This is a genomic window from Salibacterium sp. K-3, from assembly GCF_054052005.1.
This window is the reverse complement of sequence record NZ_JBSVZE010000001.1, coordinates 1,220,168-1,233,685: the sequence shown is the minus strand read 5'-3', so window position 1 is coordinate 1,233,685 and position 13,518 is coordinate 1,220,168. Positions and strand designations below refer to the sequence as shown.

The following is a 13,518-nucleotide window of genomic DNA, read 5'->3' as shown; positions in this document are numbered from 1 at the left end:
CTGCTTTTTCTTTTGCAAATAATTACCTGTTTCTTTTTTACCTGCATCGGTTATAATGAGAACAAGCGTTCTTATTATAGGAGGTCATCTTTATGATGGAGGATCAATACCTGGAACTGGCCGACCAGTATATTATTACGGATTTCTTAATAAAAGTTCTTGAACGGGATAAGCAGCACTTCCAAACCTTTAAGTTGGGTCTCGAGTACACCCATATATTGGACGAGAAAATCATCGAAGCTCGAAAAGACATGTATGAATTAAAGAAGAACATGTATAGAAATCAGGTGAAGGTGTTGGAAACAGAGGGACAATTTGAAGACTTCGTGTATTATGAAGTGTGGAAGGGGCAGAAAAACACACCCGTCAGTTTTCACCGGAAACACCTCAGAAACCGAGTGGGCCAATTGCTGAAATATTATCTGATCGGAGATGAGATATTTTTCGGTGAAGAGTATTATGCACCACAGACTTGATTTCCTCAATCAAACGGATATAATAAAGCTACGGGGAAGGAAAGCGTGAACCTGGGTTCACATAGCAGACTGCCGGTTGGCAGTCTGCTTTTTCTATACAAAAAGACTACGCACCACATGAAAAAAGTGGTAGAATAGTATCAAATTATGACATAAGGAGGTTGCTGTTAATGGCTAAAGAATCGGGAAAGTTGAAAAAGCTGACGGAAAAGGCAAAGGGTCATTTGGATTCGGATGAAAAGGTATTGTACAAGGTTCTTGGAGCTTATGAAACTAAGGTTATGGGAAGCGAATCCGTACGTAACGGGGTACTTTTAGCAACAAATCAGCGCTTATTTTTCTTCGCAAAGAAAATGACCGGTCATGAAACAGAATCATTCCCTTACTCTAACATCAGTAGTTTTGAATCTGGAAAAGGAATGCTGGGACACTACATGAACTTTTTTGCCAGTGGCAATAAGGTCAGTATGAAATGGATCAGCGATGGAGACATAGACGGATTTATTAAGCACATACGCGATACGATTGGAAAGAAAGAGGCAGCGGCTACAACAGAAAACGCCAGCAGTTCCGCGGATGAGTTGAAGAAAATCGCTGATCTCAGGGATTCAGGTGTGCTAACAGATGAGGAATTCCAGGAGCAAAAACAGAAAATACTAAACGGGTAATGTGTTGCTTTAGGTAGCTTGTTTTTATGTATGGAGCAAGGGCAAAAGCCCCTGCTCTTTTCATTTCAGTCCTCGTATCCGTTCTTCGCCCATAAGCCGCATTATATCAGCATATGTCATTTTATCGTTCTCGATTTTCTCTACCCAGCTTTGGCCAATCGGATTTCGTTGCTTATCCGGATCCGCCCACTTTTTAATTGTTGGTGTCCAAGCTGCCTTTGTATTGCAATCAAGTATTTCATTCATGTCGTCTTCCTCCTTTGATTCCACACTTTTATACGGGAGACCGAAGTATTTGCAGAGTATCTTTGCATGTGTTTCAGCTACACGCTGCCGATACGACTCCTTTTCAGCGCCGAATATACCTTGAAAATCGCCGTCATCATCCATAAACCCATTTTCAGTTAGAACGGCAGTCATGCTTGTTTTACGGCAATCATACAAGTTAGTCCATTCACCGGCTTCACTGGTGTGTGTGCCATCTCCGTGTGTCTCAAAACCTGCTGCTTCCATGTGTTTTGCAAACAATTGTGCCAGCCTTTTACCGATGTTTGAGGTGTGCCAATAGAAAGAACACACGCCACTTGCGGATCCGGCATTAGCATGAATGCTCCAGTACAAATCAACGCCGCGCCTGTTTGCTGCATTGACCCTGGTTGTCAGGCTTACTTCTTTAGAGTTTGGAGGCTGCGGCATCCACACAGAAAAGCCATGCCGTTCCAAGATATCCTGGAGCCGCATGGCTACATCAGAGTTAAATTCGTGTTCTGGGTAAGCCTTACCATTTCGGTATATTCCTTTGTCGGCATTATAATGAAAGACTTACTGGTATTGACAGAGGAAATACTAATAGATACACCGGTTTATCCCCTCTGAAATAGACTGAATACTTCTTATATGGCTTGGTCTTATATCATTCAAGATTATTGGCCCTGGATGGCGTCAACCGGCTTTCTAGGCTGTCTGCATTACTGTCAATCGTGTTTACCTGGTTCATGATGTTATCTATTGTGCTTTCCAATTCATTCAGCTTTGATATTACCCGCCCGATTCTTGCAAATACTGGCCACATCAATTTTCACTCCTTGTAACAGAAGTTAAGTCTCCATTTGAATAATTCAAAGTCAGTGTATAATCATCTGTGATATTACCTTCACTGTCAAAATATTGTTCCCTTACTTCTGTTAAATCGCTGTTCGAGTAAGTTAAGTCTGTTTGTTTTACCAAGGAGCCGTTTTTATAGTCCTCCACGAATGTCAAATTGTCGTTAGAGTAAGTCATTTCCGTATTATCAGAATCGACTTCATGAAAAACGTTGTTAGCCAGGTGATTATATAAATCTTCTTCCAGTGGTCGGTTTACCAGAGAATACGATTCCCCGCATAATTCCTCGTCTTCGCGCTCGTCTGTGATGTCCGCGTCAGAAATGCTTGTTACTGCTGGATCTACTCTTACCTGCGCTAAGGACATTTCATAGACCGAAGAATCACGAGTCAATGCTGGCGGCGTTGGACTTGTTGCAGGCGCCCTTTCCTTTGCCGCTGCTGTTATTAAACGGTTTCCATAATCTAACCGGATAATAATTCGATCTATGCGCGGATTGTCTAAATCAGCGTCTGGTAGTGTGAGTGTTTCTGCTGAACTGTATATTTGATAAATACGCCCCTGCACCCATGCTGCCCCTAACCCTACCCGGACACCTAGCGTAACCGGATCCGTGGCTACCACCTGCAATTCGTCTTCTTCCCCGTCGACGTATCCATCCTTGGCTATACGGGAAAAGATACGCGCCCAATCTTCGGCGGAATATACCCTATCGCCGTCCTCCGAATTGAAAAAAGCATATCTTTCCATGCTTACACCCTCTTTCCTGCGTCATCATCTGTCGATCTCTTAATACGGCTTTTTAGCGTGGGCCAGGCTCTACCAACTTCCACAGAAATGATTTCTTTATCGCCCTCTATGACTGTATTCACGGACACGATTCGGATGGCTTTCTGTATGCCCCACCGTCTGTTACGAATCGTGACAATATCACCTAAATCCCAATCACGCCGGTACTCAAACGAGCCAAATGGATCAATTTCTACTTCAAAAATATCCTCTTCTTCTGTTTCTTTTAGCTTGTTACGGCCTCGTTCGTCTAAGTCACTGTCCGTGTCTCGCGCGTCTACAAACAATTCACGTCTTGAAAAACCTGCAGGTTCTTCCTCAGTTAAATAGTGCTCGATAAATTGCCTGTCTGCTCCTTCGCCTTGACCAGCGACATAGGCAAAGGTCTTTCTTTCTGCATCAGAAGTAAGCCACCTTTGAGTTAGAGCCGTATCAAATTCCACATCAAAAAAGACCTCATCACTGAGATCATTTCCATGTATCGTATCAAATTGATATTCATTGTCTTTCAGTAAGATCTCCCACCCTACACCAGCGGTATTTCCGATTTCCTGTAATACTTCTGATAGATACTGAAACCTGGCGTTATATGTGACAGCTTCACCACGCGCTTGATCCTCTTTGATTACTAAACCTGGAATCTGACGAAGCGCCGCCTCGTTCGCTTCAGCATTCTGCCGCACATAGTGTTTTATGGTTTCCTCAACTGGAACATCGTTCATTCTGTCCCTGGAATCATCAGAAAGTGGCAAGGCAAGGCCTATACGGAACTAGGACGGGAGTTAAAGGAGGCGCAGGATGAACTTGCGAAGAACGGGTACGGATGCTTCGAAAAAAGGTGCGAATCAATCGGATTTCAATCTAGGCAGGTCAGGAGGATTGTCGATCGCTACGATTTGATTCGGACAAATTGTCCGGAACAATCGGAACTCCTCGAAGACCTTCCTGTATCACTCACGTACGAAATATCGAAACCCTCCGCCGACTCCACGCCGGAAAAGGCAGCCGCCAAACAAGCGGTAATGGACGGGGACATCACGACACGCAAGGAATATATCGAACTGCTTCGGCAAAAGGAAGCGGAGGAAGAACAGCGCAAGCAGGCGGAGGCCGAACGTGACCGCGCCGTTAAGTCCGAGCAGATTTCGATCAGCCGGGCGGAACAGGGTCGACCGGCCACCGCTTTTCCGTGCGGTCTTCGCGCCACCTTTCGTCGTTGTCGTCGAGCCGGCGCCAGATCGCCACGACAACCGCGGCAATAGACGTCAGCATCCGCCTAGCATTGCGCTGCACGGCTTCCGAGTCCCTGTTCCGGTTGGCTACCGTTTTTCCTCCGTTAGAAATAATTAGGGCCCAAAGTAAAAATTTTTGTGCGCAAGTTTTGAGCGCCAGGAAAGGGGATATGACGACGGGGGCTTGGGGGGTCACCCTAAATCAGATTTCATTCGGTTCAGGCGTCTTCTAAATGCATCGGCGGTAAAAGGTTCACCGTACGCGCTGCAAAATATCTGCTCGAGATCGCCAAAATATGTTTTTGATTCCTCGTACATATCCAGCAGCTTTTTTAACACGTCCGCGCTTACCGGCACTTCTCTCCACTTTCTGTTTTTTGCGACAGTAGAGGGAACGAGAATAAGTTTTCTGCGCTCATCCACCTGATCGATTGTTATACTCGCTGCTTCATTCGGACGCAGCCCGGTATCCAACGCCAAAAAGATGAGGATTTTATCGCGGTATCCTGCAAAAGTAGTTTCATCGCAGTAGTCCCAGAAGGGTGTGAATCTCGCTGGGTGATAGTCCTTCTACTTCTTTTTTCTTGTCGTCCTTGACGTACTTTATAGACCGCATCGGATTTTCTTCGAGCAGTCCCTCTTCCGCCCAAAAACGGCACATCGTATTTAATGTACGGAGTCTTACATTTATCGTGTCTACAGCGAGCCGTTTGCCTTCGATTTCTCGCCCCTGCACGCCCTCATATTTCGTTTTTTTGTTCCGCATGAAGTGATGTAAGACCGGATAAATGCTCTGTCTATACTCGTCACATTAGCTTCAAAAGGCATATCTATTTCCGCGTATACTTGGAGGTAACGGCACAAATAATCGATGTGCATACGGTAATCTTTGACGGTACGCGGCCGCACGCCCTCCGCCTCTTTTGCGTCGATGAAAATGTCCAGCGCTTACCTGATCGAATAATGCACGCTTGTACGTTGGACAGAATGCTTGCGTCGGTCTTGTTCGGAGGCCGTTGCCCCTATTTCTCCGCGTTTGTAAACGAAATGTCTTCCCACGACAAAAAACGCCCCTTCCCGGTCGGACGATAAAGTCCAACGAGAAGAGGCGCTCGTGTTCGATGTATAATCGCGAAAAGGCGCTATGTCAACACTTATGTCATCACAATAATTTTCCGTATGATCTAACGTGTAACAACCGGCTTTCCGCGGTAATTAGCGAAAATGGTGTCCCAGGCAGGATTCGAACCTGCGACCTACGGCTTAGAAGGCCGTTTACCACGTTAGGAACACTTATTATATTATAGGAAGAAAGCTGATAAATCAATACATACATAAGTTTATAATGGAAGAAATTTGATTTGTTTGGGGCAGAAATGATAAAATTCTGCCCCATGTCTGCCCCATAGAAATAACTTTAATTATTTGGATGCGTTTCAGACTCGAGAATTTCTTCAAGCTCCCCACATTTCTGTCTCCAGTGATCTCTTTCTTGTTCTAATAACTCGTATTCTCCTACTCCATCTGGATATGAGGCATAACCCCCGTGTTTTTCAGATGGATATAAATTATGGTGTGGATCTAACCACAATACAAAAAAAGTATTATCAATGAAAAAACCATGTACTCTCCCTCTTGCTTGAGAAACATTCAATTGATAAAAGGTACCTTCTCTTAATTGTTCTTCCCAAATACCACCTAAATCAAAATAGTCTTCCACGACCTCTGGTTTATGAGGATGAATTCTCATTTTTTCGATATGATGTGGTGTCTGAAGTGTTTTCATTTCTATGCCTGAAACATCTTTTAAACGATCAATCAAGCTAATAAACCAAGAAGCATCTATCCCTCCACAATTAAAAGCTTCTTTGTTCCTGTCAAAGAGCACAAATGAAAACATTATTCTTTCATTTTGGTATTCATTTATTAGATCTTCTTCATTTTGAGTAAAAAAATTCCCCTTATTGTGGGTGGGAACTTGATCACCCACAAAGGGAATAGGATTATTTTCTTCTGCTTTCTTATTCGACTTGGCCATTTTCTAAGACCTTCTTATGATATTGAATAATGTTTTCATCTTGTATTTCTTCACGCGAAGGCATATATTCTGGCATGCCTTTTCTGGCTATTTTCCAAGGTGGTTCTTGATGAGTTAAATACTCTAATTGATCCCCATTTAAATGACCATAAGATGAATACACCTGGTGAGCAAACCCTATAATATCTTCAGGTAAATCCGTTGTTGTATTCGACTGGGGAATTGTATTCCATCCATAACTTCTATACTCATTATAAAGTTTGGGGTCTACGGGACCATGCACCCATGCCTCAAAATTATTTTCGAATGGCGGCTCCCCTTTTAGAGTGGAATGCCAAGCATAGAAATAATAACACATCTTTTGAAGCTTTTTAGGAGTCATGGATTCTATAGATAGCAAAACTTCAGCAACACGGAAAATATCTGTTTTATACTGCATTTTTTTCTTCCTTTCCGCATTAAAATTCAGTATTTCTGCCACTTGAATCCCTCCTCAATACTGCATGTATTATAACTATGCGTGCATATTTGAAGGATTGCCAAAATAAGTGACAAATAACCATCTACTATCTACTCTTAGAATAGTACAACTTATCACAACTTACAATAATATCATATCATTTCATATAGTTTCATATAACAGTATATATTAACCTATGTTGTTAGTTCAGATTACATACTTTCAAAATAGTGTATGATGGTAGAAACTGATCTTGATCGGAGGAATATCCATGTGCGGCCGTTTTACTTTGACAGTGGACCTGAATAAAATTCAGGAGCAGTTCGATATCGATGAAATAACCATTGAGGATTACGATGTAAGCTACAATATCGCTCCGTCACAGGAAATTCTTGCTGTAATAAGCGATGGGAAACATAATCGACTGGGAAAGCTAAGATGGGGCCTTATTCCGTTCTGGGCGAAAGATAAGAAAATCGGTTATAAAATGATTAATGCGCGTGCAGAAACCGTTGCTGAGAAGGGGAGTTTTAAGCACGCATTTAAAAAACGTCGATGCATCATTCCAGCCGACTCTTTTTATGAATGGCAGAAGGTTGATGGTAAAAAACAACCCTATCGTATTCACTTAAAGAACCAAGAGCTATTTGGATTTGCAGGACTCTGGGAAAAATGGAAAGATAAAAACGATGAGGACATATTCAGTTGCACGATCATTACGACACAGGCGAATGAGTTTATGTCAGAGATCCACGACCGGATGCCGGTTATCCTCCCGAAAGAGCATCAACAACAATGGATGACTCCGGCTAATGATCCTGAAGATGTACAGCAGTTACTGCAGCCAATTGATTCCAATGCAATGGATGCTCACCAGGTATCAACAGACGTGAACAGCCCGCGTAACGACTACAAAGAACTCGTGAATCCTCTGTAATTAAAAAAATCCAGTACTATATACTGGATTCTTTTTAATGCTAGTTGTCAAAGTTCTGAATATCCGTTCTTCCATACTCTGCTCTACGGATTATTTTAACTTCTCCTTTGTCCGCAAGTTCGCTAACCGCTACATAATCAATCCCATTTTCAATAATCGTTTCATAGTGTTTCTCGAGGTTAAATTCCTCTTTGATATAATCAAACTGTACATAATCACCATGTTCAAGATGAATGACTTGATTCCACTCATTCAACCATTCATAAGTTGCTGTTCCAGATGTCCTTTCTTTTTTGTTACCAAAGTTCATGAATTTGAACATTGCTGGCATTGAATAGTCTTCAACCTTTTTTTCCATTACATTATAGTTATCAAATACAGAGACTATTTTTTCTTCACCCTTTGGAGGATAATACGCATTTGTATCAAGAATTTCATCTTGAAATTCTTCATAGTAGTCATCATCTAAAATAGATTGCTCTCGAAGAGTAAAAACAAGCCTTTCCGGATATTTGCTCATATTGTAGATCCCACTTATTTGAGAGTTTTTAAGACTATCTATATATTCATAAGGTGTTTGATCACCCCATCCATCAAGATACGTTGCATAATTATCCCATGTCGCGTAACTTACATAAAATCGTTGTTCTCCATTAAAATCTCTTAGATAAAAAGATTTATTGACACCAAATTCCTGCTTAAAATCATCTGCCGTCCAATCTCCATACTTTTCAACAATCTGATCGTTGTTAAGTCCTGTGGTTGTATCCATATCATCAGCAGCAGGGTCTTCTATGAGGAAACTATTATCATACGTTTCCCATAAAGTATAGTGGTTATCAGACGGAGGCGTTTCATGCCCTTCGTTATCAGATTCATCACCATTATCTATATTTTCTTCCTGGTTACTTCCCCCGCCATTCGATGAAAGATTCATCGCATTATCCAAAAACACCGCTAACTGCGCGCGTGTTGTGGCTTCACCCGGACGAAAGTTCCCTTCTTCATCACCGGTTGTAATGCCGGCAGCGGCAATGGCAGCAATGCTGTTCCATGCCCAATAATCCTCGCCAATGTCTTCAAAGGAAGCCTGTCCAGATTCAAGGTCAAAAGCTCGCTGCAGGATAGCAGCCATCTGTGCTCGTGTTAAATCTTCCTCCGGACGGAATCCTTCACTTCCCCCTGTCATCACTTCTGCTTCATATACAGCCGCAATTTGATTGTAGTACGGATAATCGTCGGCAATGCCCGCCTCGTTCGGCAGTGAAGCCCCCGTTTCCATATTTAATCCCAATGCTCGTGTAACCATAACAGCGGCATGGGCGCGGGAAATCGAATCATTCGGACGGAACGTGTCATCACTGTAACCGGTAATAACCCCTTCTTCGGATAGTTCCAGAATGCTTTCTTCAGCCCAAAAACTTTCATTCACATCATTAAAGTTATTCTTCGCATTTGCCTGTAACGGCATTAAAAGAAATAAGACCGAAAAGGAAAATATGTATTTTCTCATGATAAAACAAGCCCTTCCCACAAAAATATTTGCAACTATTTTACCATAAATATTGTAAAATTAAGCAGGGAAATTCAGAAGGGTTATTTCCTTTTAGAAAGGAATGTAGAATAGATAATAGGGAAGCATGAAAATGGGTTCATATAGCAGGCCGTCCGGATGGGCGGTCTGTTTTTATGTAGGAGCAGGGAAAGCCCCTGCTCTTTTTACGTGCATCCCTCGCACTCGTAGAAGCTCTCGTCTTCTATGATAACCCGATCCAGCTTGATGTTCTCCACATCATCCGGATCCGTAAACTCAATATCGGCTATCGCGTCGCGGATACGTGCGTCAGCTTCTGCCTGACTGGACGCCGGAATGCTGAGTCGACTTGACTCGCCTGTGGAGATGATGTGGTAGGAATAGATGTACTTGTCCATGTTTTGCCTCCTTTTTAGGAGAGCAGACGGAAGTCTCTGCTCTATTTATTCAGCTCATCATACCGTTTCAGCACAGTGGAAAACTGTTCTCGAGTAATTGACTTCCGCGGGTCTTTTCCGTTCAGCAGGCCTTTTTCTTGCGCCCATTCCCACGCTTCTTTATGACTTTCATTCGGCTTCTGCTGTGCCATATCCTTGATAACCTCCTTGAGTTTTTCGAGTGTGTTCGGACCGGCTATACCATCTACAGTCAGATCATGCCTTGACTGAAACGCCTTCACGGCCTCGATAGTCTCCATTCCATAGTCACCGTCTGCTCCGTACCTGGGCAACTCTTCACCAGCAGCCATCAGGTCTTCTTGTAGCTGCTCAACTTCACTGCCGGCATCGCCTTTCTCCAGCAAATTATCATCGGTGTCCGAGGCGATTTCTTTTCCATTCAGCCCTCTCTTCACATCATTTATAAACTGTCGGAAGGATACGCCGTTTTGATTAAGTGCATTTTCCGGATCCGTTTTCCTGTCTGGGTCTAAGGTGGAATGCCCCGTGATATCTTTTTCCGGATCCCATCCATATCTGTCACATAGATAGGCGAAGTACCACACATAACGCGCATACGCTTCTTCAAAGTTGATATTTCCTCCATAACAGAGCTCAACTCCTATCGCTGCATCATTCGCGTCCTCTCCAAACCGACGGTTGTCCGTAGTTACGTTGTAAATCACATGGTAGGCTTTCTCGTCGAGTGGAATAATCTCAAGGATGTTTTTGTCGTCGATGAATGTATGGGCTGATGCAGACGGCTGCTGACTGTTGAAATAGTTACGGTTTCCGTGTGCCGTAGAGCCAGCGTTTCCGGTATCATGAGCAACACCGAAAATTGGCCCGGTCAGCTTGTGACCAGGCCGAGCGTTCCCGTGTTGGATATAGTTTTTCGTTATCTCATATCCCATGTATTCCACCTGTCCTTACATTATTAATTTTAAATATCCGGCCACCATCGTGAGTACAGCTACAATCCATCCGCCCCAGCTTTTGATGCCATTCCATACAGCTGTTCGCCCCTGGGCAGTCGCTTCCAGCTTATTAACCTTTCCTTTTACAGCATCGATTTCTTTTCGGGCCTCTCCCACTTCTTCGCGGAGACCGTTGTAATAACTTATCATGGAGCGCGTTTCTTTCATTTCCGCTCGGAGATCGTGGAAGTCATCCTTGAAACTGTTCAGCTGCTCAAATAGCTCTTTATTCGAATACCATTCATGGTTTTGTTGTTCATTACTCATCCTGAGCCCCCTTCTCTATCTCTCTCCGGGATTACTGCTCACCGTTCTTGATACTGTCCAAATAGTTCTGCGCGCGCTTGGCGGATTCGGTAAAATTATTATTTTTCCACCAAGCTGCTACGGCAGTGACAGCCGAAAACACGAAGGACACGAACATTTCTACGTTCTGCTCGTCAATCGGCAGCGGTGAATGACCAAACAATGCAAGTCCCTGGTTGATGAATGCCGCGGCCATAAGTACAGTTCTTGTGACGGTTCCTGCTTCTAGGTTTTTCAGTTTTTCAATCATGTGAATCACTCCTTTTTAGAATTAAAAAGGAGCCCCCAATTTTGGAGACTCCGGTTTATTCGCCTTTTAATGCTTTAACTTCCGCCTTGAGTTCTTCTATTTCTTTCGCCATTGGATAAATCACAGCAGCAAACTGCGCCCGTTCCATTCCCTCGTTTGGTCGGAAAGTGCCATTAGGATAGCCGCCAATGTAACCATGCTTTCCAAGATATCCTATCGCCTGAAACGCCCAGAACCCTTTGAGAACGTCCGGTTCATGGTACCAGTCTTTCATATTCTCTCTGGCATCACCACCTTCATCTAATAGCAGGATCTTAACGCCTTTCCCCGTGTATCCTGCTGCATGCCAAACGTTCGCATTGACCTGACGTCGCTCAGAATCGTTTTCTTTCAGCATTTTCTCCCTCTAATCTCTTCATGAGTATTTGTTTTTCAAGAAAGAAATGATACTGTTTATTTGTTTAGAAATATCATTAAAGAAAGCGAGGAAAGCAATTGAATGATAAACTTTCAGCAAAAGAAAAAATTGAAATTTCTGTACAAACGGGCTTGCAAATTGTTCCTTATGTCGGACCAGCTTTATCTACAGCTTATTTTAGTACAAAACAAGAAAAAAGATTGAAAAGAATAGAATCTTTTTATAGTGAATTAGCAACTCATATAAAAGAGCAAAACATTCAATTACCACCTCTCAAGGAACATGATGAAGAATGTTTAACTTCTTTGATTGAGAATTTAAATGAGTATATAGAAAGTGAGCATTCAAGAAAAAAGAGAGCTTATTTTAAGAACTTCTTTATCAATTCTTTGCAGCAGCCAACAATTGTAGAAAATTATGATGAAAGAAAAATATTCCTAGAAGTATTAGCTAGTATGACTATTCTCGAATTCGAAGTTTTACTGTCTTTCTCAGAAGAATATAAACACTTGGTTGAGGAATTAGACTTTGAAAACAGAATTATTCCCATCGCCAAATCGCGTTTAGAAACAAGTGGGTTACTTGATGCTAGTTATACTTCAGAAACCTTCCCAGGATCTAGCTCAATTCACAAGGATTTAAAGATCACTAATATCGGAGAGAATTTTATAAAATTTTGTTTAGCCTGATATTCAGGCTTTTTTATTGAGCCAATGCAGTAGCGAAGCATATCCCTATAAATCCCCCCCCTCCATATATATATCAATAATTAAAGTTGTTGAGGTAAGGTTAATTTCGAAATAAAAAATACACCTTCTCAGGTGTTCGGTTTTAGTGCGCATAACCCAAGCTATGAGCTTGTCGGGTACGCTTCGCCGGTGATACCCTCGTATTCTGATTCTGTAATAACGCCACCTTCCACGGATCTTCGAACTCGATCAACACTGTATCCCTCCTTTACGCTTTCATAATAAATGCTAGTTTATAAAATGCAGGTCTATTTTCGTGTGCTTGGTCGCCGCCTGCAGAGTTTATATTCAGAGAGTGGGAGTGACTTCCTGCCGAATCTGTATATTCACTTCTATCGTATTCTCCCCCTGCATCTCCACCTACCATGTCGTAAGTGCTACCGCTAATAGATACATCAATAGAGTGGTCGTGACTTCCGTCGGTACTTGTATCCCCACTATGGCCGTGAGAAGGCATTTCGGCTTCTGTTAATGTTACCTCATGACTACCGCCCGTATCTCCTATTTCCGATTCAGAAGAAGCACCTAAGATAAATCTGTCTTGTAAGTCCGGTGTTCCGTTATTCCCATCGCACAAATTCCAGCCAGAGGGTATATTGCTGTAAGTGCCGCTCCACATTGTTATGACTCCGCTTGGAACACCTTCTTGCGTCACGCTCAACGTTCCATCTGACTCAATTCCTAAACCCGCACCCACCATAATATGGCCCAATGACGATTGTGACGCTTTTTCGGAACTATGCGCATCAAATTCTGTCTTTGTTGCCTGTTCGTCATTGGTTACATTACCTAGTCCAACATCGTTTTTATCTAGTGTCACTTCACCAGTCTGTCCATTGACGGAATCGACAGGCGCATCTACGTTGCTTATTTGTTGATCGGTATAGTCGTTCGCATTCTGTTCCGCGGTGTCCGCCTTGCTCTGTGCACCAGATGGAGTTTCAGCGCCGATATCAGATGCGCTCAACCCATCAATGACAGCCCGTACTTCCTGCAAGGCCAAATAGGTGGTGTTCATCCACCAGTTGTGCCATTGTGCAGGCGGTTTCTCTTGTTCCTTCCACCCGTCATCTTTTTTACTTTGTGGGGGTTTAATGCCTCCTGCGTTCCATTCCGGCAAAGGTTCATTCCATTCTGCCATCC

The 13,518-nt window shown here is 43.0% G+C and carries 18 protein-coding genes and 3 pseudogenes; 4 read left to right on the top strand and 17 right to left on the bottom strand.

The genetic code is table 11. From position 1 onward, the window contains the following. The first annotated feature begins 92 nt into the window (after positions 1-92). Positions 93-476: a hypothetical protein gene (locus ACW9JV_RS06105; RefSeq protein WP_457332376.1), complete on the top strand. Its 384-nt coding sequence runs from the start codon at positions 93-95 to the stop codon at positions 474-476. Positions 477-646: 170 nt separating this feature from the next. Beyond that, on the top strand, positions 647-1,144 hold the full coding sequence (locus ACW9JV_RS06100) for a PH domain-containing protein (protein WP_457332374.1): 498 nt from the start codon (positions 647-649) through the stop codon (positions 1,142-1,144). A gap of 60 nt (positions 1,145-1,204) precedes the next feature. Here the strand turns inward: ACW9JV_RS06100 and ACW9JV_RS06095 are convergent. The 8 genes and pseudogenes from ACW9JV_RS06095 to ACW9JV_RS06060 all read right to left on the bottom strand — a co-directional run. Continuing rightward, positions 1,205-1,942, bottom strand: a pseudogene (locus ACW9JV_RS06095) (N-acetylmuramoyl-L-alanine amidase family protein); the annotation flags it as partial. Positions 1,943-2,057: 115 nt separating this feature from the next. Further along, positions 2,058-2,216, bottom strand: coding sequence for a hypothetical protein (locus ACW9JV_RS06090; RefSeq protein ID WP_457332372.1), 159 nt, complete (start codon positions 2,214-2,216; stop codon positions 2,058-2,060). Next, entirely contained in the window at positions 2,216-2,998 is a 783-nt protein-coding gene (locus tag ACW9JV_RS06085) for a hypothetical protein (protein ID WP_457332370.1), read from the bottom strand. The genes ACW9JV_RS06090 and ACW9JV_RS06085 overlap by 1 nt, the downstream gene beginning before the upstream one ends. A 2-nt stretch (positions 2,999-3,000) precedes the next feature. Then, a complete protein-coding gene (locus ACW9JV_RS06080; protein WP_457332368.1) occupies positions 3,001-3,759 on the bottom strand; it encodes a siphovirus ReqiPepy6 Gp37-like family protein in 759 nt (252 codons plus the stop codon). Between the two features lie 702 nt (positions 3,760-4,461). Next, positions 4,462-4,779 (bottom strand): annotated as a pseudogene (locus tag ACW9JV_RS06075) (tyrosine-type recombinase/integrase); the annotation flags it as partial. Between the two features lie 10 nt (positions 4,780-4,789). Next, the gene (locus ACW9JV_RS06070) at positions 4,790-5,035 is read right to left on the bottom strand and encodes a hypothetical protein (protein ID WP_457332366.1); all 246 of its coding nucleotides are present in this window, start codon (positions 5,033-5,035) and stop codon (positions 4,790-4,792) included. A gap of 651 nt (positions 5,036-5,686) precedes the next feature. Further along, positions 5,687-6,307 carry a hypothetical protein gene (locus tag ACW9JV_RS06065; RefSeq protein WP_457332364.1) on the bottom strand — a complete coding sequence of 207 codons (621 nt, stop codon included), beginning with the start codon at positions 6,305-6,307 and terminating at the stop codon, positions 5,687-5,689. Then, entirely contained in the window at positions 6,291-6,788 is a 498-nt protein-coding gene (locus ACW9JV_RS06060) for a Panacea domain-containing protein (protein ID WP_457332362.1), read from the bottom strand. Before ACW9JV_RS06060 ends, ACW9JV_RS06065 begins: the two co-directional genes overlap by 17 nt. A 250-nt stretch (positions 6,789-7,038) precedes the next feature. Between ACW9JV_RS06060 and ACW9JV_RS06055 the strand changes: the two genes are divergently transcribed. Next, positions 7,039-7,704 (top strand): SOS response-associated peptidase, encoded by a 666-nt coding sequence (locus tag ACW9JV_RS06055; RefSeq protein WP_457332360.1) that lies wholly within the window; start codon positions 7,039-7,041, stop codon positions 7,702-7,704. A gap of 40 nt (positions 7,705-7,744) precedes the next feature. Here ACW9JV_RS06055 and ACW9JV_RS06050 read toward each other — a convergent pair whose 3' ends face one another. From ACW9JV_RS06050 to ACW9JV_RS06020, 7 genes and pseudogenes are all read right to left on the bottom strand, one after another. Further along, entirely contained in the window at positions 7,745-9,217 is a 1,473-nt protein-coding gene (locus ACW9JV_RS06050; protein WP_457332357.1) for an S-layer homology domain-containing protein, read from the bottom strand. A 206-nt stretch (positions 9,218-9,423) separates the two neighbouring features. Continuing rightward, positions 9,424-9,636: a hypothetical protein gene (locus ACW9JV_RS06045; protein WP_457332355.1), complete on the bottom strand. Its 213-nt coding sequence runs from the start codon at positions 9,634-9,636 to the stop codon at positions 9,424-9,426. A 41-nt stretch (positions 9,637-9,677) separates the two neighbouring features. Then, the gene (locus tag ACW9JV_RS06040) at positions 9,678-10,091 is read right to left on the bottom strand and encodes a peptidoglycan-binding domain-containing protein (RefSeq protein WP_457334603.1); all 414 of its coding nucleotides are present in this window, start codon (positions 10,089-10,091) and stop codon (positions 9,678-9,680) included. Next, positions 10,083-10,589, bottom strand: a pseudogene (locus tag ACW9JV_RS06035) (peptidoglycan recognition protein family protein); the annotation flags it as partial. The gene ACW9JV_RS06040 and the pseudogene ACW9JV_RS06035, both read right to left, overlap by 9 nt. 15 nt (positions 10,590-10,604) lie before the next feature. After that, positions 10,605-10,919, bottom strand: a complete 315-nt coding sequence (locus ACW9JV_RS06030) for a hypothetical protein (RefSeq protein WP_457332353.1) — start codon at positions 10,917-10,919, stop codon at positions 10,605-10,607. 31 nt (positions 10,920-10,950) lie between these two features. Beyond that, a complete protein-coding gene (locus tag ACW9JV_RS06025; protein ID WP_457332351.1) occupies positions 10,951-11,208 on the bottom strand; it encodes a phage holin in 258 nt (85 codons plus the stop codon). A gap of 55 nt (positions 11,209-11,263) precedes the next feature. Continuing rightward, positions 11,264-11,605 (bottom strand): S-layer homology domain-containing protein, encoded by a 342-nt coding sequence (locus ACW9JV_RS06020; protein ID WP_457332349.1) that lies wholly within the window; start codon positions 11,603-11,605, stop codon positions 11,264-11,266. 98 nt (positions 11,606-11,703) lie between these two features. Here ACW9JV_RS06020 and ACW9JV_RS06015 point away from each other — a divergent pair, with 98 nt between their 5' ends. Next, positions 11,704-12,315: a hypothetical protein gene (locus ACW9JV_RS06015; RefSeq protein ID WP_457332347.1), complete on the top strand. Its 612-nt coding sequence runs from the start codon at positions 11,704-11,706 to the stop codon at positions 12,313-12,315. A gap of 161 nt (positions 12,316-12,476) precedes the next feature. Here ACW9JV_RS06015 and ACW9JV_RS06010 read toward each other — a convergent pair whose 3' ends face one another. Both ACW9JV_RS06010 and ACW9JV_RS06005 read right to left on the bottom strand, forming a co-directional pair. Then, the gene (locus ACW9JV_RS06010; protein WP_457334601.1) at positions 12,477-12,602 is read right to left on the bottom strand and encodes an XkdX family protein; all 126 of its coding nucleotides are present in this window, start codon (positions 12,600-12,602) and stop codon (positions 12,477-12,479) included. Next, positions 12,584-13,516, bottom strand: a complete 933-nt coding sequence (locus ACW9JV_RS06005) for a hypothetical protein (protein WP_457332345.1) — start codon at positions 13,514-13,516, stop codon at positions 12,584-12,586. The genes ACW9JV_RS06010 and ACW9JV_RS06005 overlap by 19 nt, the downstream gene beginning before the upstream one ends. Positions 13,517-13,518: the final 2 nt, after the last annotated feature.